Consider the following 22,245-nt stretch of genomic DNA (forward strand, 5'->3'; position numbering starts at 1 on the left):
GCCCGCACCCTAACCGCACGCGGAAACGCCGAGGACCCCGCCGCCGAAAGGCGACAGGGTCCAGCAAGAAACAGGCCTTACGCGGCGGTGGTGCTGGTGGAGCTGCCCGTGCCGGACGACGAGCTCGAACCGGAACCGGAGCCGGAGTCCGAGGACGACGAGGAGGTGCTCGACGACTTCGACGCCGGGGTGCTGCTCGACGAGGAGCCGCGGCTGTCGTTCCGGTAGAAGCCGGAGCCCTTGAAGACAATGCCGACCGCAGAGAACACCTTCTTCAGGCGGCCCTTGCAGCTGGGGCACTCGGTGAGGGCGTCGTCGGTGAACTTCTGCACCGCCTCGAGGCCCTCGCCGCACTCGGTGCACTGGTACTGGTAGGTGGGCACTGTCTTCCTCCTGGCACTCTCACTCGATGAGTGCTAACGACGATCCATCTTGACGTATTCCGGCCGTTCAGTCCACTGCCACCGGCACGCGGTGACCCACGCCACGCGCGACGGTGCGGCCCTGGGCGCGTCCCGACAGCCGGGAACGCAGGGCCAGGAGGGTCGCCAGGGCGAGCACGGTGCCGCCCATCGGCACCAGGAAACCGGCGCCGTCCCGGAGGCGGTCCTCCAGCTGCCCGGCGACCGTGACGGCGGCAGCCTGGCCGAGCGCCACCGCGCCCGTCAGCCAGGTGAAGGCCTCGGTGCGGGCACCGGCCGGGACCAGGCTCTCGACCAGGGTGTAGCCGGTGATCAGGGCGGGCGCGATGCACATGCCGACCAGCAGGCCGAGTCCGGCGAGGACCGGCACCGAGTGGGCGGCCCACAGGCCCGACGCGGTGAGCGCGAGCGCCGTGTAGCCGACGACGAGGCGCCGCTGCGGGGCCACCTTCCAGGCGATCGCGCCGCAGACGACGCCGGAGAGCATGTTGCCCGCGGCGAAGATCCCGTAGAGGACGCCGTTGAGGCCCGGTTCGCCGATCGACTCGGTGAACGCGGCCAGCGAGACCTGCATACCGCCGAAGACGGACCCGATGCCCAGGAACGTCACGATGAGCACGCGCACCCCGGGAATCCGCAGCGCGGAAACGGGCTCCACGCGCGCGTGGCCGCTGCCGCCTGCGACCGACGGCTGGGTGCTCTTCTGCGCGGCGAACAGCAGACCGCCGATCAGGGTCAGCGAGGCCTCCGTGACCAGCCCGGCGGCCGGGTCGACGGCCGTGCACAGGGCGGTGGCCAGCAGCGGGCCGACGACGAAGGTCAGTTCGTCCGTGACGGACTCGAAGGCCGCCGCGGTGGTCATCAGCGGCGAGTCCTTGAGCTTCACGCCCCAGCGGGCCCGCACCATGGGCCCGACCTGCGGCACCGAGGCACCGGTCGGGACGGCCGCCACGAACAGCGCCCACAAGGGCGCGTCCATGAGCGCCAGCGCCGTCAGCGTCAGCCCGGACAGGGTGTGCAGCAGCACGCCGGGGACCAGTACGGCACGCTGCCCGTAGCGGTCGGCGAGGCGGCCGCTGTAGGGAGCGAAGAGCGCCATGGAGACACCGGTGACGGCCGCGGCGGCGCCCGCCGCTCCGTAGGAGCCGGTGGTGTGCTGCACCAGCAGCACGATGGAGATCGTCAGCATCGCGAACGGCTGGCGCGCCGCGAAGCCGGGGAGCAGGAACGTCCAGGCGCCGCGGGTGCGCAGCAGCCGGCCGTATCCCGGGCGGGCGGAAGCCGTCGAGTTCTTCGAGGTCATCGAGTTCTTCGACTTCTTCGAGGTGACCGTGGACGCCACGGCCCGTGCCTTTCTGCCGCCTGGTAGCGCGGGCCCGTCAGCGGGCGGCGCCGAGAGCTGTCCTCTTGCGCGGAACTGCGGTAGATGCCGGGGCCCGGTTGAGGAGGGGCGACCCGACCGCCATACGGTCGCGCCAGCTCTGCGTCAGGCAGAGGTGGTTCGATCTTGGGTAACGCCTTCATCGTACAGGCACATGGGAAGGCCGACCTGTGAAAAAGAGCACTGTGGATGCGCCCGCCTGCGAAATCGGGACCATGAACGACGAGAACCGCGCTTAACGACTCGCCCCGTCCGTCCCCAGCCATCCGGCCAGCTTGCCGCCGCGGCCCACCGCGCGCAGCCGGCGCTCGGTGGCGTCCCGCACGGGGTCCGTGGCCACGACGAGGAGCTCGTCCCCGCGTTGCAGCACCGTCGTAGGAAGCGGAACGAACGACTCCGACGCGCGTACGACGAGCGTCACGGCGGCCCCGGGCGGCAGTCGCAGTTCGTTGACCTCCACGCCGTGCATCTTCGACCCGTCGGGGATCGCCACGGACAGCAGATGCCCGCTCAGCCGCTCCAGCGGGGCCGACTCGATGCCGAGGTCGGCGGCCTCCGAGCCGTCGCCCAGGCGCAGCGTGCGGGCCAGCCACGGCAGCGTCGGGCCCTGGACCAGGGTGTAGACGACGACCAGGATGAAGACGATGTTGAAGATCCGGCGGCTCGCCTCCACGCCCTCCACCATGGGGATGGTCGCCAGGATGATGGGCACCGCGCCGCGCAGTCCGGCCCAGGACATGAGGGCCTGTTCCTGCCAGGGGACCCGGAAGGGCGACAGGGAGACCACCACGCTCAGCGGACGCGCCACCATGGTCAGCACCAGCCCGATGACGAGCGCGGGCACGATGTCGTCGCCCAGCTCGTGCGGGGTGACCAGCAGGCCGAGCAGGACGAACATGCCGATCTGGGCCATCCAGCCCAGCCCGTCGGCGAAGCCGCGCGTGGCCGGCCAGTGCGGCAGCCGCGCGTTGCCCATCACCATCGCGGCGAGATACACCGCGAGGAAGCCGCTGCCGTGGGCCAGTGCGCCCGCCGCGTACGCCACCACGGCGATGGCCATGACGGCGATCGGGTAGAGGCCGGAGGCCGGCAGCGCCACGTGCCTCAGCCCCCAGGAGCCGAGCCAGCCCACCGCGAGCCCGATGGCCGCCCCGATGGCCAGCTCCAGCAGGATCACGCCGAGCAGCACGTACCAGTGCTCGACCGGACCAGCCGTGGACAGCGAGACCACGAGGATGACCACCGGGGCGTCGTTGAAGCCGGACTCCGCCTCCAGCGTGCCCGTCACGCGCGCGGGGAGGGGGATCTTCCGCAGCACGGAGAACACGGCCGCCGCGTCGGTCGAGGAGACGACCGCCCCGATGATCAACGCCTGCCGCCACTCCAGGTCGATCAGGTAGTGCGCGGCCGTCGCCGTCACCCCGACGCTCACCGCGACACCGGCCAGCGCCAGTGCCGTGGCGGCCGGCAGGGCCGGCTTGATCTCCTTCCACTTCGTGCCCAGACCGCCCTCGGCCAGGATCACGACCAGGGCCGCGTATCCGATGACCTGGGTCAGTTCGGCGTTGTCGAAGTGGATGTCGCCGATGCCGTCCTGGCCCATGGCGACGCCTATCCCCAGATACACGAGCAGGCTGGGGAGCCCGCTGCGCGAGGAGATCCGTACCGCTGCGACGGCGACGAGCAGGACGAGCGAGCAGACGAGCAGGAGCTGGTTGAGGTGGTGAACAGTCAGCGGCCGAATCCTTCCCTGGCTCACGCGCACACGCGCGTGGGCTCACGTACATCGCACATGACGCGGTGGCGCATTGCGCCAACTACTTCGTTACCTTACCTAACTCTTGACGATTTCTTGACACTTCCGAGGGCGAGATCGAACGTTCGTCCGTGCTGGTTCCCGACTCCGCGTCAAGGGGCGCAAGGCCCTGCGCCTATCGTTGCTCCAGCGCTCAGTTAAAAGCACAGCCGAACCTGCCGCTCGACTTAGGACAGCAAGGACAGCGATGCCCACCGACACCACCGCCTCCACGGGTCAGCAGCCCGGCAAGTCCGGCAGGAGAAAGGGGCGCAAAGTACGTCTGATCGTGTTCGTCCTGGTGCTGGCACTGATCGGAGGCGTCGCCTTCGGGGCGTACTGGTCCATCAGCACCGTCCGGGCCTCGTTCCCGCAGACCAAGGGCACCCTCACGCTCAAGGGCCTCTCGGGACCCGTCGAGGTCAAACGCGACGACCACGGCATCCCGCAGATCTACGCCTCCTCCGACGCGGACCTGTTCATGGCGCAGGGCTTCGTCCAGGCGCAGGACCGGTTCTACGAGATGGACGTACGCCGTCACATGGCCGCCGGCCGGCTGTCGGAGATGTTCGGCAAGAGCCAGGTCGACAACGACGAGTTCCTGCGCACGCTCGGCTGGGAGCGGGTCGCCAAGCAGGAGTACGACACCAAGCTGTCGGCCGCCACGAAGAAGTACCTCCAGGCCTACGCCGAGGGGGTCAACGCCTACCTCCAGGGCAAGGACGGCAAGGACATCTCCCTGGAGTACGCGGCGCTCGGGTTCACCAACGACTACAAGCCGCAGAAGTGGACCCCGGTCGACTCGGTCTCCTGGCTGAAGGCGATGGCCTGGGACCTGCGCAGCAACATGCAGGACGAGATCGACCGCGCCCTGCTGACCAGCCGCCTCGGCCCGAAGCAGATCGCCGAGCTGTACCCGCGGTATCCGTACAGCCGGAACAAGGCGATCGTCCAGGACGGCCAGTACGACGAGCTGACGGGCGCGTTCGAACAGGGCGGCACGAGCGGCACCGGCACCGGTGGCGCGGGCGCGGGCACGGGCACAGGCGGAACCGGCGGCACCGCGGCCGGCACGGCGGGCACCGCGGGCACGGCTTCCGGCACCTCCGGCACGGCTTCCGGCGCCTCGGGCACCGCCTCCGGCACCTCGGGCCTGGACAGTCAGCTCACCGGCCTCAGCGATGCCCTGAGCGACCTCCCGCCGGCCGTCGGCGTGAACGGCGACGGCATCGGCTCCAACTCCTGGGTCGTCAGCGGGAAGCACACCATCACCGGCAAGCCACTGCTGGCCAACGACCCGCACCTGTCGCCCTCGCTGCCGTCCGTCTGGTACCAGATGGGCCTGCACTGCCGCAGCGTCTCCAGCGCGTGCCAGTACGACGTCAGCGGCTACACCTTCGCCGGCATGCCGGGCGTGATAATCGGTCACAACCAGGACATCGCCTGGGGCATGACCAACTCCGGCGTCGACGTCACGGACCTCTACCTGGAGAAGATCACCGGCGACGGCTACCTGTACGACGGCAAGGTCAAGCCCTTCGAGACGCGCGAGGAGACCATCAAGGTCGCCGGCGGCTCGCCCAGGGAGATCGTCGTCCGCGAGACCAACAACGGGCCCTTGCTGTCCGACCGGGCCAAGGAGCTCGTGAAGGTCGGCAAGAAGGCCGCCGTCGACACCGCAGCGCCCGACAGAGGCGACGGCTACGGTGTCGCCCTGCGCTGGACCGCGCTTCAGCCGGGCACCAGCATGGACGCCGTCTTCGCCATGGACCGGGCGAAGAACTGGACCGACTTCCGCAAGGCCGCCGCACTGTTCGACGTGCCCTCGCAGAACCTGATCTACGCGGACACCGAGGACCACATCGGCTACACCCTGCCGGGCAGGATCCCCACGCGCTCCCAGGACGACGACGGCTCCGTCCCGGCGCCCGGCTGGGACCCCAAGTACCGCTGGACGGGTTACATCGAGCAGGACGAGCTGCCGTACGAGTACAACCCGGACCGCGGCTACATCGTCACCGCGAACCAGGCCGTGGTCGACCCGGACAAGTACCCCTACACGCTCACCAAGGACTGGGGCTACGGCACGCGCAGCCAGCGGATCACCGACCTGATCCAGTCGAAGATCAAGGACGGCGGCAAGATCTCCACGGACGACATGCGCCAGATGCAGCTGGACAACAGCAGCGAGATCGCCCGGCTGCTGGTGCCCACGCTGCTCAAGATCGACACCAAGAACAAGGACGTCCGCGAGGCGCAGAAGCTGCTGGAGGGCTGGGACTACACCCAGGACACCGACTCGGCGGCCGCCGCCTACTTCAACGCGGTCTGGCGCAACATCCTCAAGCTCGCCTTCGGCAACAAGCTGCCCAAGGAGCTGCGGGTCAAGGGCCAGTGCCTGTGGGTGAAGCCGGTCAACACCACCGGGCCCGCCGACGAGGCGGAGGACGTGCGCGAGTGCGGCGAGCGCGACCCCGACCTGGCGCAGCCCGACGGCGGTGACCGCTGGTTCGAGGTGGTCCGCAAGCTGATGGACCAGCCGGACAGCGACTGGTGGAAGACGTCCAAGGCGGGCACCCGCCCCGCCGCCGTCAACCGCGACCAGCTGTTCCGGCGCGCGATGATCGACGCCCGCTGGGAGCTGACCGCCAAGCTCGGCAAGGACATCGACACCTGGACCTGGGGCCGGCTGCACCGCCTGTTCCTGAAGAACCAGACCCTCGGCACCGAGGGCCCCGGCTTTGTCCAGTACGCCCTCAACCGCGGCCCCTGGGAGCTCAGCGGCGGCGAGGCCACCGTCAACGCCACCGGCTGGAACGCGGCCGGCGGCTACGGCGTGGTGTGGGTGCCGTCCATGCGGATGGTCGTGAACCTCGGCGACCTCGACAAGTCCCGCTGGATCAACCTCAGCGGCGCCTCCGGGCACGCCTACAGCGCCCACTACGTCGACCAGACGGACAAGTGGGCCGAGGGGGAACTGCTCCCGTGGTCCTTCTCGGACAAGGCGGTCGAGGACGGCACGGCCGACAAGCTGGTGCTCAAGCCGTGAGCCGCTGACACCGGAAACCGAACGGCCCTCCACGCACGCGTGGAGGGCCGTTCCGCATCAGGTCTCCTGCCCGAACCGCCGCACCCCCGACGGCGTCACCACCGCGTGCACCGGCCGGTCGTGGGGCTCCTCCGGGACGTGCCCGACCACCTCCGAGTCGTACAACAGCACCACCAGCGAGGGACGCGAGCCCGCCCGCTCCAGCCGCGCCAGCACGCGGTCGTACGAGCCTCCGCCGCGCCCCAGCCGCATGCCGCGCGTGTCGACCGCCAGGCCCGGCAGCAGCACGGCGTCGGCGGCGGTCACGGCGTCCGGGCCGAGGCGCGCGCCCGCGGGCTCGAAGAGGGCCATCCGGCCGCCGTGTTGGACACGCGCCAGCGAGCCCTCGCCCTCGTAGACGCCCCAGTCCAGGTCGTTGTCGGGCAGCAGGGCCGGGAGCAGGACGCGCACGCCCCGGGCGCGCAGCGTGTCCAGGAGCGCGCGCGTGCCCGGTTCGCTCCCCACGGAGACGTACGCGGCCACCGTGCCGGCCCGCGCCAACTCGGGCAGCTCCAGCGCCCGCCGGGCCAGCGCGAGCGCGGTTTCCCGCAGGTCATCCGCCGTCAACCTGTTCCTCACCGCGAGGAGATCGCGCCGCAAACTCCGCTTGTCAGGCTCGCCCGGACGTCCGATGTGACTCAATGGTTGCTCCCGTACCGTTGCAATACGCTCATATGAGCGCCTATGAACCGGAGCCGCAGATTCCATGCAAAGGCACCGGATATGGTGGCGGGCATGACTCAGTCGCACCCTCGGATCAGCAAGGCTGTCATTCCAGCAGCAGGCCTCGGTACCCGGTTCCTGCCGGCCACGAAGGCCACTCCCAAGGAGATGCTGCCGGTCGTCGACAAGCCGGCGATCCAGTACGTGGTCGAGGAGGCCGTCGCCGCGGGTCTCGACGACGTCCTCATGGTGACGGGCCGCAACAAGCGCCCCCTCGAGGACCACTTCGACCGCAACTACGAGCTGGAATCGGCGCTTCAGAAGAAGGGTGACGCCGGCCGCCTCGCCAAGGTGCAGGAGTCCAGCGACCTCGCGACGATGCACTACGTCCGCCAGGGCGACCCCAAGGGCCTCGGTCACGCCGTCCTGTGCGCCGCCCCGCACGTGGGTGACGAGCCCTTCGCCGTCCTCCTCGGCGACGACCTGATCGACCCCCGCGACCCCCTGCTCCAGCGCATGGTCGAGGTCCAGGAGCAGCGCGGCGGCAGCGTCATCGCGCTCATGGAGGTCGCCCCGGAGCAGATCCACCTCTACGGCTGCGCCGCCGTCCAGACCACCGAGGACAGCGACGTCGTCCAGGTCAGCGGCCTCGTCGAGAAGCCCGACCCGGCCGACGCCCCGTCCAACTACGCGATCATCGGCCGCTACGTACTCGACCCGCACATCTTCGACATACTGCGCAAGACCCAGCCGGGCCGCGGCGGTGAGATCCAGCTCACCGACGCCCTCCAGCAGCTCGCCGAAGACGAGAACATCGGCGGCCCGGTGCACGGTGTCGTCTTCAAGGGCCGCCGCTATGACACCGGCGACCGCGGTGACTACCTGCGTGCCATTGTCCGACTCGCATGCGAACGTGAAGACCTGGGCCCGGACTTCCGGACCTGGCTTCGCAGTTACGTAGCCGAGGAGATGTAACACGTTGAGCAGCGCCGCGCCCCGCGTCACCGGCCAGGACCACTCGGGCCCCGACCACCTGTGGTCGGTGGAGGAGCACCTGGAGGACATCCTCGCCACCGTCCGGCCCCTGGAACCCATCGAGCTGCATCTGCTCGACGCCCAGGGCTGCGTCCTCGTCGAGGACCTCACGGTGCCGGTGTCCCTGCCGCCCTTCGACAACAGCTCGATGGACGGCTACGCGGTGCGGGTCGCGGACGTCGCGGGCGCGAGCGAGGAGTTCCCGGCGGCCCTGGAGGTCGTCGGGGACGTCGCCGCCGGCCAGGCCGAGCCGCTCCATGTGGGCCCCGGCCAGGCCGCCCGCATCATGACCGGCGCCCCGCTGCCGCCCGGCGCCGAGACGGTCGTGCCCGTCGAGTGGACCGACGGCGGGCTCGGCGAGGGCCCGGTGGCCGGGATGCGCGCCCGCAGCCTGGGCCCCGAGGGCGCCACGGGACACGTGCACGTGTACCGCCCGGCCGAGGCCCGCGCGCACGTGCGCGCGAAGGGCAGTGACGTGAAGGCCGGCGACCGCGCCCTGGAGGCCGGCACGATCATCGGCCCGCCCCAGATCGGCCTGCTCGCCGCGATCGGCCGCGGCACGGTCCGCGTCCGCCCGCGCCCCCGCGTGGTGGTGCTCTCCACCGGCAGCGAACTGGTCCCGCCCGACACGGAACTGGGCACCGGTCAGATCTACGACTCCAACAGCTTCGCCCTCACCGCCGCCGCCCGCGACGCCGGCGCCATCGCCTACCGCGTGGGCGCCGTCGCCGACGACGCCGAGACCCTGCGCTCCACCATCGAGGACCAGCTGGTCCGCGCCGACCTGGTGGTCACCACGGGCGGTGTGAGCGTCGGTGCGTATGACGTCGTCAAGGAGGCCCTGTCGCACGTCGCCGACGAGGACGAGGCGGGCAGCGGCATCGAGTTCCGCAAGCTCGCCATGCAGCCCGGCAAGCCCCAGGGCTTCGGCTCCATCGGCCCCGACCACACGCCGCTGCTGGCCCTGCCCGGCAACCCGGTGTCGTCGTACGTCTCCTTCGAACTGTTCGTCCGCCCCGCCATCCGCGCCCTCATGGGCCTTCAGGACGTCCACCGGCCGACGACCCGGGCGACGCTGACCGCGGACAAGGCGCTGACCTCCCCGAAGGGCCGCCGCCAGTTCCTGCGCGGCACGTACGCCGACGGACGGGTGGCCCCGGTGGGCGGCGCCGGATCCCACCTGGTCGCGGCCCTCGCCCGCGCCGACGCGCTGATCGTCGTCCCCGAGGACACCGAGTCCGTCGAGCCCGGCGCCGAGGTCGAGGTGGTCCTGATCGGCTGAGAGGCGCTGGTTGGGGGTACCGTGTCGCGCACAGCAGGCCGGACCGGGAGCGCCACACAGCATGAGCACGCAGGACCCCCCTACGCAGGACCGCCTGACGCACATCGACGAGGCGGGTGCCGCCCGCATGGTCGACGTGTCGGAGAAGGACGTGACCGCGCGCACCGCCCGCGCCAGCGGACGCGTCCTCGTCTCGCCCCGCGTGATCGAGTTGCTGCGCGGCGAGGGCGTCCCCAAGGGCGACGCCCTCGCGACCGCGCGGATCGCCGGGATCATGGGCGCCAAACGCACCCCGGATCTGATCCCGCTCTGTCACCCCTTGTCGGTGTCCGGTGTGAAACTGGACCTGTCGGTCGCGGACGACGCGGTGGAGATCCTGGCCACCGTGAAGACGACGGACCGCACGGGCGTCGAGATGGAGGCCCTCACCGCGGTCTCCGTCGCCGCGCTCACCGTGATCGACATGGTCAAGGCGGTCGACAAGGGAGCGGTCATCACGGACGTACGGGTGGAGGAGAAGACGGGCGGCAAGTCGGGCGACTGGAGCCGGGCATGACCTACCGCGCTCTCGTCGTCACCGCCTCCAACCGAGCCGCCGCCGGGATCTACGAGGACAAGGGCGGCCCGCTGATCGCGCACGGCCTGAAGGGCTTCGGCTTCCAGGTCGACGGCCCCCAGGTCGTCCCCGACGGCGACCCGGTGGAGGCGGCCCTGCGCGCCGGTGTCGAGACCGGCTACGACGTCATCGTCACCACCGGCGGCACGGGCATCTCGCCCACCGACCGCACGCCCGAGGCGACGCGCCGGGTGATCGACCACGAGGTCCCGGGCATCGCCGAGGCCATCAGGGCGTTCGGCAGGGAGAAGGTGCCGACCGCGGCGCTCTCCCGGGGGCTGGCCGGAGTGGCGGGCGGGACGTTGATCGTCAACCTGCCCGGCTCCAGCGGTGGCGTGAAGGACGGCCTGGCCGTCCTGGAGCCGCTGCTGGTCCACGCCGTCGAGCAGCTCCGCGGCGGTGACCACCCCAGACCCGGCACTGGGGGTGCGAGCTGAACAGCCCATCCTGGCCCGTCGAGCTGGTGGACGGCGACATCGTCCTCAGGCCGATAAAGATGCGCGACCAGCGGGCCTGGCGCGAGGTCAACCGGCGCAACCGCGACTGGCTGCGCCCCTGGGAGGCGACCATTCCGCCGCCCGCGCCCGGCGGGCCGCTGACGCACCGCCCGACCTTCCGCCAGATGGTCCGCCACCTGAGGTCGGAGGCGAACGCTGGCCGGATGCTGCCCTTCGTCATCGAGCACCAGGGTCGGCTGGTGGGGCAGTTGACCGTGGCCGGAATCACCTGGGGCTCGATGTGCTCGGGGCACGTCGGCTACTGGGTGGACGAGGGGGTGGCCGGCCGCGGGGTGATGCCGACGGCGGTGGCGCTCGTCGTGGACCACTGTTTCCGCACGGTCGGGCTGCACCGCATCGAGGTCTGCATTCGCCCCGAGAACGGGCCGAGCCGCCGGGTCGTGGAGAAACTCGGATTCCGTGAGGAGGGGCTCAGGCCGCGTTATCTCCACATCGACGGGGCCTGGCGGGACCACCTCGTCTTCGCGCTGACGGCGGAAGAGGTGCCGGACGGGTTGCTGCGGCGCTGGCACCGGGCACGATCGCAGAGTAATCCGGGAATCCGGCACCACCCCGGGAATTGAATAAGTGTTCGAAATTGATCGGTCGATGACCGCCTCAGGTCATTGAATTCCGGGCCTCGACGGTCTGCTGATCGCATCGGTCACAAAAAAAGTTCGAAATATCAGCCAGATCGTGCGACACACCGGCTCAATTGGCAGATGGCCTCACGCAAACCCCTCTACCGTGTGAGGCGTGAGCAGCAGCGGCCTCATCTACGCAGTCATTGTCGGGGCCTGGGCCGCCTACTTGGTGCCGATGTGGCTCCGTAGGCAGGACGAGCTGAACGAGGCCCGTCCGACGGAACGCTTCAGCACCGCCATCCGGCTTCTGTCCGGAAAGGCGGCCATGGAGCGCCGGTACGCCAGGGACCTGCGGGCGCGCTCCGCCGAGGAGGGGGAGCAGGACGCCGACGACCTGGACGCCGTCACCGACTCGGTGGACGTCCGGGCCTTCGCCGTGTCCAAGACGCGTCCGCAGACCCAGGCACCCGTCCCGTCGCCCGCCCCCGAGCAGCCGGCCCGCCCGGCACCCGGACCGGCGAGTGCCGAACGCGGACGGGGACCGGTGCCCGCCGCCCGGCGCGGCGCGACGTCCCAGGCGAACAAGGCGAACGAGGCAGCCGCAGCGCGGGCCCGGCGCTCGAAGGTGCTCGCGCGCCGTCGGCGCACCACCACCATGCTGTTCCTCGCCTTCACCCTCGGCGCGATCGTCGCCGCGGTCGGGGGCCTCGCGTTCCTGTGGGCGCCCGGTGTGCCCGCCGTCATGCTCAGCGTGTACATCGCGTACCTGCGCTCCCAGGAGCGCCGCCGCTTCACCTACCAGATGGACCGCCGCCGGGCCGAGGCCGCGGCCCAGCGGCTGCGGGAGCACCAGCGGCAGCCCCGCCGGCGCGCCTCCGCCGACGAAGCGGCCGACGACCCGGAGGAAGGACCTGAGCCGGCGACCGACCCCGGACTGTCGGCCCTCGCGGCGGACCGGCGCGCACTCGTCGAGCAGACCGACCACGCCGAGTGGGTCGACCAGCAGCGCGAGCGGCAGCGGCGGCCGGGGCAGGGTGACAGCTGGGAGCCGGTGCCGGTGCCCCTGCCGACCTATGTGACCGCACCCGTCGCGCCCCGGGCCACCAGCGACGTGGACCTCGGAGCCCCCGACACCTGGAGCTCCGCGCGGTCGAGCGCCGTCACCCCGGACCACGAGGACGCCCCGGCCCCGGCCGGCGGCGCGGACTCCGGCGAGGCGGAGCACCGCGAGCAGGAGAGGGCGGCGGACGACGACGGGCGCAGTGACGCCCGCCGTGCGGCCTCCGCACGGCGGGCACGGGAGCGCGGCCGCACACCGCTGTTCGACCAGTACGAGGACGGCGGCCGGCCTCGGGCCGCCAACGAGTAGCCCGCGAAGCCGCAGGTGACCGCCCCTCGGGAACGGATTTCCAAGCAGGCCGATCGGGGTGCTAAAGTTTCACTCGTTGCAAGGGCCTGTGGCGCAGTCCGGTAGCGCACCTCGTTCGCATCGAGGGGGCCAGGGGTTCAAATCCCCTCAGGTCCACGCAGCTTCGAGCCCCTGTCGGCGAAAGCCGACAGGGGCTCTGCTCTGTTCCCAGGCGTCTGTTCCCAAGCGCTCAGAGGTTCTTCGCGAAACACCGGCTCGACTCGTAGTGCCGGTAGTAGCCGAACTTGGCGCACGGCTCATAGCCGCTGGACGTGTACAGGGCTATGGCCTCCGGCTGCTTGAGGCCCGTCTCCAGGACCATGCGGACACGGCCGGCCGCGCGGGCGTCCTCCTCCAGGGCGGCCAGGATGCGGCGGGCGAGGCCCCGGCCGCGCAGCTGCTCGATCACGAACATGCGCTTGACCTCGGCGTCCCCGTCCAGGTTGCCCTCGTCGTTCGTGTCCTGAGCGCGCCAGCCGCCCGAGGCGACGGGGGTGCCGAGCTCGTCGTACGCGATCAGGTAGATGCCGTTCGGCGGCTCGAAGTCCGACGCGGCCATGACCGTGGCGTCGCCGTCGTCCCCGTAGCGGACGGCGTACTCGGCCTGGACCTGGTCGTTCAGCTTCATGGCGTCGGGGTGGTCGAAGGAGACCCGGCGTATATGCATGGCGGCTACCGTATTCGATCCGGAACTGGACCTCGTCCAGTGTGCCGGTATCGTGCCGGGGTGCTCACTGTGACCTCTGTGAATGTGAACGGGCTGCGTGCCGCCGCGAAGAAGGGCTTCGTGGAGTGGCTCGCGCAGACCGATGCCGACGTGCTGTGTCTCCAGGAGGTGCGGGCCGAGCCGGAGCAGTTGCCCGGGCACGTCCGCGATCCCGAGGGCTGGCACGTCGTGCACGCGCCGGCCGCCGCCAAGGGGCGGGCGGGGGTGTCCCTGTACAGCCGGCGTGAGCCGGACCGGGTCCAGGTCGGGTTCGGGTCCGCCGAGTTCGACGGCAGCGGGCGGTATGTCGAGGCGGACCTGCCGGGGGTCACCGTCGCCTCCCTGTATCTGCCCTCGGGTGAGGTCGGGACCGAGCGGCAGGACGAGAAGGAGCGCTTCATGGGCGAGTTCCTCGCCCATCTGAAGGGGCTCCGGGAGCGGGCCGCCGCCGAGGGGCGTGAGGTCCTCGTCTGCGGCGACTGGAACATCGCCCACCAGCGTGCCGACCTGAAGAACTGGCGTGGCAACACCAAGAGCTCCGGGTTCCTGCCCGAGGAGCGGGAGTGGCTGTCCCGGGTCTTCGATCCCGCGGACGGCGGATACGCCGATGTCGTACGCGCCCTGCACCCGGACACCGAGGGGCCGTACTCATGGTGGTCATACCGCGGGCGGGCCTTCGACAACGACACCGGCTGGCGGATCGACCTTCACGTGGCCACCCCGGGGCTCGCCGGGCGGGCGGTCAAGGGGTTCGTGGAGCGGGCCGCAACGCACGCGGAGCGGTGGTCCGACCACGCGCCGGTGACCGTCGTCTACGACCGCTAGGGCGTGTCCGCAAAGTCCCGCCTGCCCCGCGACGCCCGGCACGCCCTCTCGCCGCACCGGGCGAACACCCACGTACAACCAGTACGCGGGCGTCCGCCCGGCACTCCCCCAGCCTTCGGCCGGGGGGACCCCCAGAGCACGCACCGGACGCCGCGAGGCCCGCCCTCCGGGCGGACGACGGGACTTTGCGGACACCCCCTAAGGACCCGGCGGTCAGCCTCCGCCCCCGCGCATCCTGCGGTCCATGGCCAGGGACAGCTCCGCCTCCACCACGCTGCGGGCCAGCGGGCGCAGTCGGGGCAGGTCGTCCTCGGAGGCGTGGCGCAGGACCAGGCCGGTGAAGAGTTCGGCGAGGGCGTCGGCGTGGGTGCGGACCTGCTTGGCCGCGTCGAGGACCTCCGCGAGGGGGATGCCCTCGCGGACCAGGGCCGAGGAGACGTCCAGGAGGCGGCGGCTGATGTGGACGATCTCGTTGCCGTCGGTGCCGAGGTAGCCGAGCTCCATCGCGGCGGCGAGGTTCTCGGGGGTGGCCTCGCCCGCGAAGTGGTCGGCGAGTTCCTCGGGCGTGAGGTGGACCGGCTCCTCCTCGGTGGGGGCGCCGACGCCGAGCAGTTCGCCGACGTCCCGGCCGTGGTCGAAGGCCTCCGCCAGCTCCGCGATGCCGCTGAGGGTGTGGCCGCGTTCCAGAAGGGCCGTGATCGTGCGCAGCCGGTTCAGGTGCTGGTCGTCGTACCAGGCGATCCGGCCTTCCCGGCGAGGTGGCGGGATCAGCTTGCGTTCGCGGTAGAAGCGCAGGGTGCGCACCGTGATCCCGGCCAGGCGGGCCAGCTCTTCCATGCGGTATTCACGCTTCTCGGCCACCTGGGCACCTTAAGGCGTACCGAGGGTAACTTTCCTCGACGGCCCCCTACCCATCAGTACGCGACTGTCCTACTCTCCCATTGCGCCAGTGTTCACTGGCATGGTTCTCGTGGTGTGTGGAGGTGTCGGCATGGGCGAACGCGAACACGAACGCGAGCATGTGCGGGTCGCGGTGGTCGGTTCCGGGTTCGGCGGGCTGGGGGCCGCCGTGCGGCTGCGCCGCGAGGGCGTCACCGACTTCGTCGTCCTGGAGCGGGCGAGCAGCGTCGGGGGGACCTGGCGCGACAACAGCTACCCGGGGTGCGCGTGTGACGTGCCGTCGCATCTGTACTCGTTCTCCTTCGCGCCCAACCCCGACTGGCCGCGCACCTTCTCGGGGCAGGAGCACATCCGCGCCTACCTGGAGCACGTGACGGACGTGTTCCGGCTGCGGCCGCACATCCGCTTCGACTCGGAGGTGAAGCGGATGACGTGGAACGCCGAGCGGCTGTGCTGGGACATCGAGACCAGCAGCGGGAGCCTGTCGGCGGACGTCGTCGTCTCCGCCACCGGGCCGTTGTCCGAACCGAAGGTGCCGGACATCCCGGGACTGGACTCCTTTCCCGGCAAGGTCTTCCACTCGGCCCGCTGGGACCACGACTACGACCTGCGCGGCAAGCGCGTCGCGATGGTGGGGACCGGGGCCTCGGCCATCCAGATCGTGCCGGCCATCCAGCCCGACGTGTCGCGGCTCACGCTCTTCCAGCGCACCCCGCCGTGGGTGATGCCCCGCGTCGACCGGGCCATCAGCGAAGCCGAGCGGTGGCTCCACCGGCAGCTGCCCTTCACCTCGCAGCTGCGGCGCGGACTGCTGTGGGGTATCCGGGAGTTGCAGGTCCAGGCGTTCACCAAGCGCCCGAACGAACTCGGCTTCGTCGAGCAGCTGGCCCGGCGCAACATGGCCCGGGCCATCAAGGACCCGGCCCTGCGGGCGAAGCTCACCCCGGACTACCGCATCGGCTGCAAGCGGATCCTGCTGTCCAGCGACTACTACCCGGCGCTCGCGCGGCCCAATGTCGACGTGGTCGCCGGCGGGCTGAGCGAGGTGCGCGGGTCGACCCTCGTCGCCGCCGACGGCAGTGAGGCCGAGGTGGACGCGATCGTCTTCGGCACCGGGTTCCACGTCACCGACATGCCCATCGCCGACCGCGTCGTGGGCGCCGACGGGCGGACCCTCGCCGAGACCTGGAAGGGCGGCATGGAGGCCCTGCGCGGCGCCTCCGCCGCCGGCTTCCCCAACTGGATGACGATCATCGGACCCAACACCGGCCTCGGGAACTCCTCGATGATCCTCATGATCGAGTCCCAGCTGAACTACCTCGCCGACTTCGTCCGCCAGCTCGACGTCCTGGGCGGCCGGGTCGCCCTCGACGCCCGGCCGAGCGCCGTGAGCGCCTGGAACCACCGGGTGCAGGAGCGCATGAAGCGGACCGTGTGGAACACCGGCGGCTGCACCAGCTGGTACCTCGACGCGAGCGGCCGCAACACCACCATCTGGCCCGGTACGACAGCCGAGTTCCGGCGGGCGACGCGGCGGGTGGACCTCGCGGAGTACGACGTCCTGCGGGCCCCGGCCGCCGAGCAGACGGCCGAGAAGGCCGGGAAGAAGGCGGGGGTGGACGCGTGAGCCGCCTCCTGTCCGTCGACTCCGGGCCCTACGCCCCGCCCGCCCCCGCGCGCGAACTGACCGCCGTCTCCGCAGACGGCGCCCGGCTGCACGTAGAGATCCACGGGCCCGACGCAGCCCCCGCCGTCGTCCTCGCCCACGGCTGGACCTGCTCCACGGCCTTCTGGGCGGCGCAGATCCGCGATCTGGCCGCCGACCACCGGGTCATCGCCTACGACCAGCGTGGCCACGGACGCAGCCCCGCGAGCCCGGCGTGCAGCACCGACACCCTCGCGGACGACCTGGAGGCCGTACTCGAAGCCACCCTGGCGCCCGGCGAACAGGCCGTGGTCGCCGGGCACTCCATGGGCGGCATGACCGTGATGGCGGCCTCCGTGAGGACCGCCTTCCGCGAGCACACCGCCGCCGTCCTGCTGTGCAGCACGGGCAGTTCGCAGCTGGTCGCGGCCTCGACCGTCGTCCCCATGCGGCCCGGGCGGCTTCGGACCTGGCTGACCCGGCGGATCCTGGGCTCCCGGGCGCCGCTCGGCCCGGTCACGCCCCTGGCCCGCCGGATCCTCAAGTACGGGACGATGGGCCCGGGTTCGGCCCCGCACATGGTCGAGGCCTGCGCCCGCATCGTGCACGCCTGCCCCCGCAAGGTCCGCTACACCTGGTCGCACGTGCTGGACCTGCTCGACCTCGACCACGGCGTACGGGAGTTGGACGTGCCCACGGCCGTCGTCGTCGGTACGGCGGACCGGCTCACGCCGCCGGTGCAGGCCCGGGCCCTGGCCGAAGCGCTGCCGCACTGCACCGGGCTCACCGAGCTGCCCGGCATCGGCCACATGACGCCCGTCGAGGCGCCCGAGCTGGTCACCGGGAAGATCCGTGAACTCGTCCAGGCACACATCCAGGTCGTATCCGAGGAGAGCGCATGAGCAGGGTGAGCCTCGAAGGCAGGGTCGCCGTGGTGACCGGTGCGGCGCGCGGCGTCGGGGAGTTGCTGGCCCGCAAGCTCTCCGCGCGCGGCGTGAGGATCGCGCTGGTCGGACTCGAACCGGACGCGCTCAAGGAGGTGTCCGCGCGGCTGCACAGCGACAGCGACCACTGGCACGCCGACGTCACCGACCACGAGGCGATGGCCCGGGTCGCCGAGGAGGTCAAGGAGCGCTTCGGCAGGGTCGACATCGTCGTCGCCAACGCCGGTGTCGCCACGGGCGGTCCGTTCGCCGACTCCGACCCGGAGTCCTGGCGGCGGGTGATCGAGGTCAACCTGGTCGGCTCGGCGGTGACCGCCCGCGCCTTCCTGCCGCTGCTGATGGAGAGCCGGGGATATCTGCTCCAGATCGCGTCCCTCGCGGCGATCACTCCGGCGCCGATGATGACCGCGTACTGCGCGTCCAAGTCCGGGGTGGAGGCGTACGCGCACAGCCTCAGTGCCGAGGTCGGGCACCGGGGCGTGAAGGTCGGCGTCGGGTACTTGTCGTGGACCGACACCGACATGGTGCGCGGGGCCGACCAGGACGACGTCATGCGGGAGTTGAGGCAGCGGCTGCCCTGGCCGTCCAACAAGACGTACCCGCTGGGCCCGGCGGTGGACCGGCTCGTGGCCGGGATCGAGCGCCGGTCGGGCCATGTCTACGGGCAGTGGTGGCTGCGCGGGATGCAGGGCGTGCGCGGATATCTGCCCGGGATCATCGAGACGGTGGGCCGGCGGGAGATGCGGCGGTTCGCGGACCGGCTGACGGGCATGCGCACGGGCCTCGTCGGGGCGGGCGGAGCGGCCGATGAGCAGCAGAGAACTACGCTCCGTAAGTGATCGACATGCACTGCGTCACGGCTCGTGTGAATCTGGTCGAGCCAGATCCCCTCACCCCCAACGGGAGTGAACCCACATGGGTATGAAGGACCAGTTCCAGGAGAAGTCCGAGCAGTGGCAGAACCAGGCCCGGCAGAAGGCGGACCAGGCCCGCGAGCAGATGCAGGGCCGTGGCCGCCGGCGCGACGAGGACATGGACCCCTCGCAGCCGCAGCCGCAGCCGCAGCGCGACCGTGGCGGCGACCGCGAGCGTGAGCGTGAGCGCGAGCAGGAGGACCGCTTCGACCAGGACTACGACGCCTGACGTTGCGTGCTGAAGGGAAGGGGTGCTCCGCGCGGGGCACCCCTTCCGCATGCCCTGGTCCTCTCAGATCCTGGTCCTCTCAGATCCTGGGCGGCAGCTTCGGACGGGAGCGGTCCGGTACGTCGCTGTAGGTCGGCGGCGTCGCCGGCGGATTGGTCTCCAGCAGCCCGAGCGCCAGCTCCACCGCGTCGGTCAGCTGGGCATGACGGCCCTCCGCCCAGTCCAGCGGGGTGCGCAGGACGTCGATGTCGGGGGCGACGCCCTTGTTCTCCACCGACCAGCCGTAGGCGTCGAACCAGGCCGCGTTCATCGGCACCGTGATGACCGTGCCGTCGCCCAACTCGTGCCGGCCGGTCATGCCGACCACACCGCCCCAGGTGCGCTGCCCCACCACCGGGCCCAGCTTCAGCAGCTTGAACGCTGCGGTGATCATGTCGCCGTCGGAGGCGGTCGCCTCGTCCGCCAGGGCCACCACCGGGCCCCGCGGCGCGTTCGAGGTGTACGACACGGGCTGCGCGTCACGGGTCAGGTCCCAGCCCAGGATCGTGCGGCTGAGCGTCTCGATGACCAGCTCGCTGATGTGGCCGCCGGCGTTGCCGCGCACGTCCACGATCAGCGCGGGCCGGGACACCTCCATACGCAGATCGCGGTTGAACTGCGCCCAGCCCGAACCGCCCATGTCCGGGATGTGCAGATAGCCGCACCGCCCGCCGCTCAAGTCCCTTACCACCGCCCGGCGTTTGGCCACCCAGTCCTGGTAGCGCAGCGGCCGCTCGTCGACGAGCGGGACGACGGCGACCCGCCGGGGCGGGCCCGCGCCCTCCGCCGGCGAGAAGGTCAGCTCCACCGTCGTACCGCCCGCGCCCGCCAGCAGCGGATACGGGCCCGCGTCCGGATCCACCGGGCGGCCGTCGACGTGGGTCAGGACCGCCCCCTCGCGAATGCCCGTGCCGGCCAGCGGGGAGCGGGCCTTGGAGTCGGAGGAGTCGCCGGGCAGGATCCGCTTGACCGTCCAGCCGCCGTCCCTGCGTACGAAGTTGGCGCCCAGCAGGCCCTGCCGGCGCTGGTAGTGCGGCGGGCCCTCGTTGCGCCGGGCGGCGGCGACGTACGCGTGGGACGTGCCCAGCTCGCCCAGCACCTCGCGCAGCAGGTCGGCGAACTCGTCCGGGGAGGCGACCCGTTCGACCAGCGGGCGGTACTGGTCCAGCACCCCGTCCCAGTCGATGCCGCACATGCCCGGCTCCCAGAAGTACGCCCGGATCAGCCGCCCGGCCTCCTCGTACGCCTGCCGCCACTGGGCCGCCGGGTCGACCACGTGCAGGATGCGGCGCGCGTCGATCCACACCGTCGTGTCGGCGTCACCGGGTTCGGTGGCGGGCACCGCGCGCAGCTCGCCCTCGTCGACGATCACCAGCCGTGTGCCGTCGCCGCTGACCGCGAAGAAGTCCAGGTGCACGGCGAGTTCGGACTTCCTGGCCTTGGTGATGCCGAAGTGCTCCAGGGTCGGCCGGCCGCTGGTGTCGTCCGGGTTCGCGAACGTCTCGCCCAGCGCGCCCGAGATCGGCCAGCGCAGCCACACCAGCCCGCCGCCCGCCACCGGGTGCAGGGCAGAGTACTTGGAGGCGGCCACCGGGAAGGGCGTGACCCGGCTCTCCAGCCCCTCGACCTCGACGATCACGGCGCCGTTCTCCCCGTTCTCGTCGTCCTCCACCGGGTCCAGGCCCCCGGCGGCCGGGCGGCCCTCGGGGTTCAGCGCGAACGGGGAGGGCGTCGCGGACGACAGCGGCACGAGATACGGGCGGCAGCCCAGCGGGAAGGACAGGTCGCCGGTGTGCACGTCGTAGACGGGGTCGAAGCCGCGCCAGGAGAGGAAGGCGAGGTAGCGGCCGTCGCGCGTGAAGACCGGGTTCTCGTCCTCGAAGCGGCCGTTGGTGACGTCGACGACGAACCTGTCCTTGATCCGGGCCATCTTGATCTGCCGCAGGGTCCGCCCGATCCCCGGATGCGACCAGGTCAGCCACGCCCCGTCCGGGGAGAACGCGAGGTCGCGCACGGGCCCGTTGACCGACCGGATCAGCTCGGTGACCTCACCGGCGGACTCCTCGGTCACGTCCACGAGCAGCAGTCGCCCGTCGTGCGAGGCGACCGCCAGCCGCTCGCCCTCCGGGTCCGACACCAGCTCGCGGACCCGGCCCAGTCCGCCCGAGGCCGGCCGCCGTGGCCCGCGGTCGCCGCTCGCCCGGGGCAGGGAGGCGATCTCGATCGCGTCCTCGCCCTCGGCGTCCGTCACATACGCCACCCGCCCGCTCGCGCCGAGCATCTCCGGCATCCGCACCCGGACGCCCGGGGTGTCGGTGAGGGTGCGGGCCGGCCCGTCCCGGTGGGTGAGCCAGTACAGGCTGCCGCGTACGACGACCGCGCTGGCCCGCCCGGTCTCGTCGACCGAGATCCCGTCGACGTGCTGGGCGGCGGCCACCTGGTACGGGCGCCGCCCCGCGCGCGGCCCGCTCAGCCGTACGTCCAGCCGGCGCGGCTCGGAGTCCGGTGACAGGTCGTCGACCAGCCACAGGTCGCCCGCGCACTGGTACACCACCCGGGTGCCGTCACTGGAGGCGTGGCGTGCGTAGAAGGCGTCGTGGTCGGTGTGCCGGCGCAGGTCGGAGCCGTCGTAGGCGCACGAGTAGAGGTTGCCCACGCCCTCATGGTCGGAGAGGAAGGCGATCCGGCCGCCGACGAACATGGGGGAGTGCAGGTGGCCGCCGAGGTCGGCCAGCAGCCGTTCGCCGTGCAGCCACAGCCTGCCCGTGGCGCCGCCCCGATAGCGCTTCCAGGCGGCCGGCTCGTGCGGCGGGGTGCCGGTGAGGAGGAGGGACTTGCGCTCCCCGCCCAGATCGGCGACCTGGATGTCGGCGACCGGCCCCCAGGGCAGCTTGCGGCCCGGGTCTCCGTCGAGGGCGACCTTGTAGGCCCAGGTGAAGTACGAGAAGGGCTCGCCGTGTGAGGCCACAGCCAGGATCTCGCCGTCCGGGGTCCAGCCGCAGACCCGGGTGTCGGCGCTGCCCCAGTGGCTCACCTGCCGGCCCGGACCGCCGTCCACCGGGACGAGATGGACCTCGGGCACCATGCTGCGCCAGCTCGTGTACGCGAGGTGGCGGCCGTCGGGCGAGAAGCGGGGGTGGCCCGCCTTGGTGCGGTCGACGGTGAGCCGCCAGGCGCGGCCGGGGCCGTCGACCGGGGCGAGCCAGAGGTCGTCCTCGGCCACGAAGCACAGCAGGTCGTCATGGAGATGCGGCAGACGCAGATAGCTCACC

General features: G+C 71.4%; 19 protein-coding genes and 1 tRNA gene. 13 read left to right on the forward strand and 7 right to left on the reverse strand.

Features of this window, described 5'->3' with window-relative positions; genetic code table 11:
* Nucleotides 1–77: 77 nt before the first annotated feature.
* The 3 genes from QC385_RS05635 to QC385_RS05645 all read right to left on the reverse strand — a co-directional run bounded on the left by QC385_RS05635 (nt 78) and on the right by QC385_RS05645 (nt 3,568).
* A complete protein-coding gene (locus QC385_RS05635) occupies nt 78–383 on the reverse strand; it encodes an FmdB family zinc ribbon protein (protein WP_279540144.1) in 306 nt (101 codons plus the stop codon).
* A 67-nt stretch (nt 384–450) separates the two neighbouring features.
* A complete protein-coding gene (locus QC385_RS05640; RefSeq protein WP_279540145.1) occupies nt 451–1,764 on the reverse strand; it encodes an MFS transporter in 1,314 nt (437 codons plus the stop codon).
* Between the two features lie 274 nt (nt 1,765–2,038).
* Complete coding sequence (locus tag QC385_RS05645) at nt 2,039–3,568, reverse strand: potassium/proton antiporter (protein WP_279540146.1); 1,530 nt, start codon at nt 3,566–3,568, stop codon at nt 2,039–2,041.
* Between the two features lie 238 nt (nt 3,569–3,806).
* Between QC385_RS05645 and QC385_RS05650 the strand changes: the two genes are divergently transcribed.
* On the forward strand, nt 3,807–6,647 hold the full coding sequence (locus QC385_RS05650; RefSeq protein WP_279540147.1) for a penicillin acylase family protein: 2,841 nt from the start codon (nt 3,807–3,809) through the stop codon (nt 6,645–6,647).
* Between the two features lie 57 nt (nt 6,648–6,704).
* Here the strand turns inward: QC385_RS05650 and QC385_RS05655 are convergent, their stop codons facing one another.
* Nucleotides 6,705–7,328 carry a 5-formyltetrahydrofolate cyclo-ligase gene (locus QC385_RS05655; protein ID WP_279540148.1) on the reverse strand — a complete coding sequence of 208 codons (624 nt, stop codon included), beginning with the start codon at nt 7,326–7,328 and terminating at the stop codon, nt 6,705–6,707.
* Between the two features lie 93 nt (nt 7,329–7,421).
* Here QC385_RS05655 and galU point away from each other — a divergent pair, with 93 nt between their 5' ends.
* The 7 genes from galU to QC385_RS05690 all read left to right on the forward strand — a co-directional run bounded on the left by galU (nt 7,422) and on the right by QC385_RS05690 (nt 12,888).
* Nucleotides 7,422–8,324, forward strand: coding sequence for a UTP--glucose-1-phosphate uridylyltransferase GalU (galU, locus tag QC385_RS05660; protein WP_279540149.1), 903 nt, complete (start codon nt 7,422–7,424; stop codon nt 8,322–8,324).
* Nucleotides 8,325–8,328: 4 nt separating this feature from the next.
* Nucleotides 8,329–9,666, forward strand: coding sequence for a molybdotransferase-like divisome protein Glp (gene glp, locus QC385_RS05665; protein WP_279540150.1), 1,338 nt, complete (start codon nt 8,329–8,331; stop codon nt 9,664–9,666).
* Between the two features lie 61 nt (nt 9,667–9,727).
* Entirely contained in the window at nt 9,728–10,222 is a 495-nt protein-coding gene (gene moaC, locus QC385_RS05670) for a cyclic pyranopterin monophosphate synthase MoaC (RefSeq protein WP_086845559.1), read from the forward strand.
* Nucleotides 10,219–10,719, forward strand: a complete 501-nt coding sequence (locus QC385_RS05675) for a MogA/MoaB family molybdenum cofactor biosynthesis protein (protein ID WP_086845557.1) — start codon at nt 10,219–10,221, stop codon at nt 10,717–10,719. Before moaC ends, QC385_RS05675 begins: the two co-directional genes overlap by 4 nt.
* On the forward strand, nt 10,716–11,363 hold the full coding sequence (locus tag QC385_RS05680; protein WP_279540361.1) for a GNAT family N-acetyltransferase: 648 nt from the start codon (nt 10,716–10,718) through the stop codon (nt 11,361–11,363). Before QC385_RS05675 ends, QC385_RS05680 begins: the two co-directional genes overlap by 4 nt.
* Nucleotides 11,364–11,535: 172 nt before the next feature.
* Nucleotides 11,536–12,732, forward strand: a complete 1,197-nt coding sequence (gene sepX / locus QC385_RS05685) for a divisome protein SepX/GlpR (protein WP_279540151.1) — start codon at nt 11,536–11,538, stop codon at nt 12,730–12,732.
* 82 nt (nt 12,733–12,814) lie between these two features.
* Nucleotides 12,815–12,888 (forward strand) — tRNA-Ala (locus tag QC385_RS05690).
* 73 nt (nt 12,889–12,961) lie between these two features.
* Here the strand turns inward: QC385_RS05690 and QC385_RS05695 are convergent.
* Nucleotides 12,962–13,438 carry a GNAT family N-acetyltransferase gene (locus QC385_RS05695; RefSeq protein WP_279540152.1) on the reverse strand — a complete coding sequence of 159 codons (477 nt, stop codon included), beginning with the start codon at nt 13,436–13,438 and terminating at the stop codon, nt 12,962–12,964.
* Between the two features lie 69 nt (nt 13,439–13,507).
* Here QC385_RS05695 and QC385_RS05700 point away from each other — a divergent pair, with 69 nt between their 5' ends.
* Entirely contained in the window at nt 13,508–14,302 is a 795-nt protein-coding gene (locus QC385_RS05700; protein ID WP_279540153.1) for an exodeoxyribonuclease III, read from the forward strand.
* Between the two features lie 213 nt (nt 14,303–14,515).
* On the opposite strand, the gene QC385_RS05705 is transcribed toward QC385_RS05700, so the two are convergent.
* Nucleotides 14,516–15,163 (reverse strand): MerR family transcriptional regulator, encoded by a 648-nt coding sequence (locus tag QC385_RS05705; protein ID WP_279540154.1) that lies wholly within the window; start codon nt 15,161–15,163, stop codon nt 14,516–14,518.
* Nucleotides 15,164–15,293: 130 nt separating this feature from the next.
* Between QC385_RS05705 and QC385_RS05710 the strand changes: the two genes are divergently transcribed.
* From QC385_RS05710 to QC385_RS05725, 4 genes are all read left to right on the forward strand, one after another.
* Nucleotides 15,294–16,829 carry a flavin-containing monooxygenase gene (locus tag QC385_RS05710; RefSeq protein WP_279540155.1) on the forward strand — a complete coding sequence of 512 codons (1,536 nt, stop codon included), beginning with the start codon at nt 15,294–15,296 and terminating at the stop codon, nt 16,827–16,829.
* A complete protein-coding gene (locus tag QC385_RS05715; RefSeq protein WP_279540156.1) occupies nt 16,826–17,749 on the forward strand; it encodes an alpha/beta fold hydrolase in 924 nt (307 codons plus the stop codon). Before QC385_RS05710 ends, QC385_RS05715 begins: the two co-directional genes overlap by 4 nt.
* On the forward strand, nt 17,746–18,630 hold the full coding sequence (locus QC385_RS05720; RefSeq protein WP_279540157.1) for an SDR family oxidoreductase: 885 nt from the start codon (nt 17,746–17,748) through the stop codon (nt 18,628–18,630). The genes QC385_RS05715 and QC385_RS05720 overlap by 4 nt, the downstream gene beginning before the upstream one ends.
* A 76-nt stretch (nt 18,631–18,706) precedes the next feature.
* Complete coding sequence (locus tag QC385_RS05725; protein WP_279540158.1) at nt 18,707–18,934, forward strand: hypothetical protein; 228 nt, start codon at nt 18,707–18,709, stop codon at nt 18,932–18,934.
* Between the two features lie 79 nt (nt 18,935–19,013).
* Here QC385_RS05725 and QC385_RS05730 read toward each other — a convergent pair whose 3' ends face one another.
* Entirely contained in the window at nt 19,014–22,244 is a 3,231-nt protein-coding gene (locus QC385_RS05730; RefSeq protein ID WP_279540159.1) for a S41 family peptidase, read from the reverse strand.
* Nucleotide 22,245 lies beyond the last annotated feature (1 nt).

The sequence above is a fragment of the Streptomyces sp. DH10 genome, from assembly GCF_029813805.1.
In the GTDB taxonomy this organism is placed as follows: domain Bacteria; phylum Actinomycetota; class Actinomycetes; order Streptomycetales; family Streptomycetaceae; genus Streptomyces; species Streptomyces coeruleofuscus.

What these genes read in the sequence shown, in the direction of transcription:
- QC385_RS05650 (WP_279540147.1), top strand. Translation starts at nt 3,807, where the DNA reads ATGCCCACCGACACCACCGCCTCCACGGGTCAGCAGCCCGGCAAGTCC.
- galU (WP_279540149.1), top strand. Translation starts at nt 7,422, where the DNA reads ATGACTCAGTCGCACCCTCGGATCAGCAAGGCTGTCATTCCAGCAGCA.
- moaC (WP_086845559.1), top strand. Translation starts at nt 9,728, where the DNA reads ATGAGCACGCAGGACCCCCCTACGCAGGACCGCCTGACGCACATCGAC.
- QC385_RS05675 (WP_086845557.1), top strand. Translation starts at nt 10,219, where the DNA reads ATGACCTACCGCGCTCTCGTCGTCACCGCCTCCAACCGAGCCGCCGCC.
- QC385_RS05695 (WP_279540152.1), bottom strand. Translation starts at nt 13,438, where the DNA reads ATGCATATACGCCGGGTCTCCTTCGACCACCCCGACGCCATGAAGCTG.
- QC385_RS05710 (WP_279540155.1), top strand. Translation starts at nt 15,294, where the DNA reads ATGGGCGAACGCGAACACGAACGCGAGCATGTGCGGGTCGCGGTGGTC.
- QC385_RS05720 (WP_279540157.1), top strand. Translation starts at nt 17,746, where the DNA reads ATGAGCAGGGTGAGCCTCGAAGGCAGGGTCGCCGTGGTGACCGGTGCG.
- QC385_RS05725 (WP_279540158.1), top strand. Translation starts at nt 18,707, where the DNA reads ATGGGTATGAAGGACCAGTTCCAGGAGAAGTCCGAGCAGTGGCAGAAC.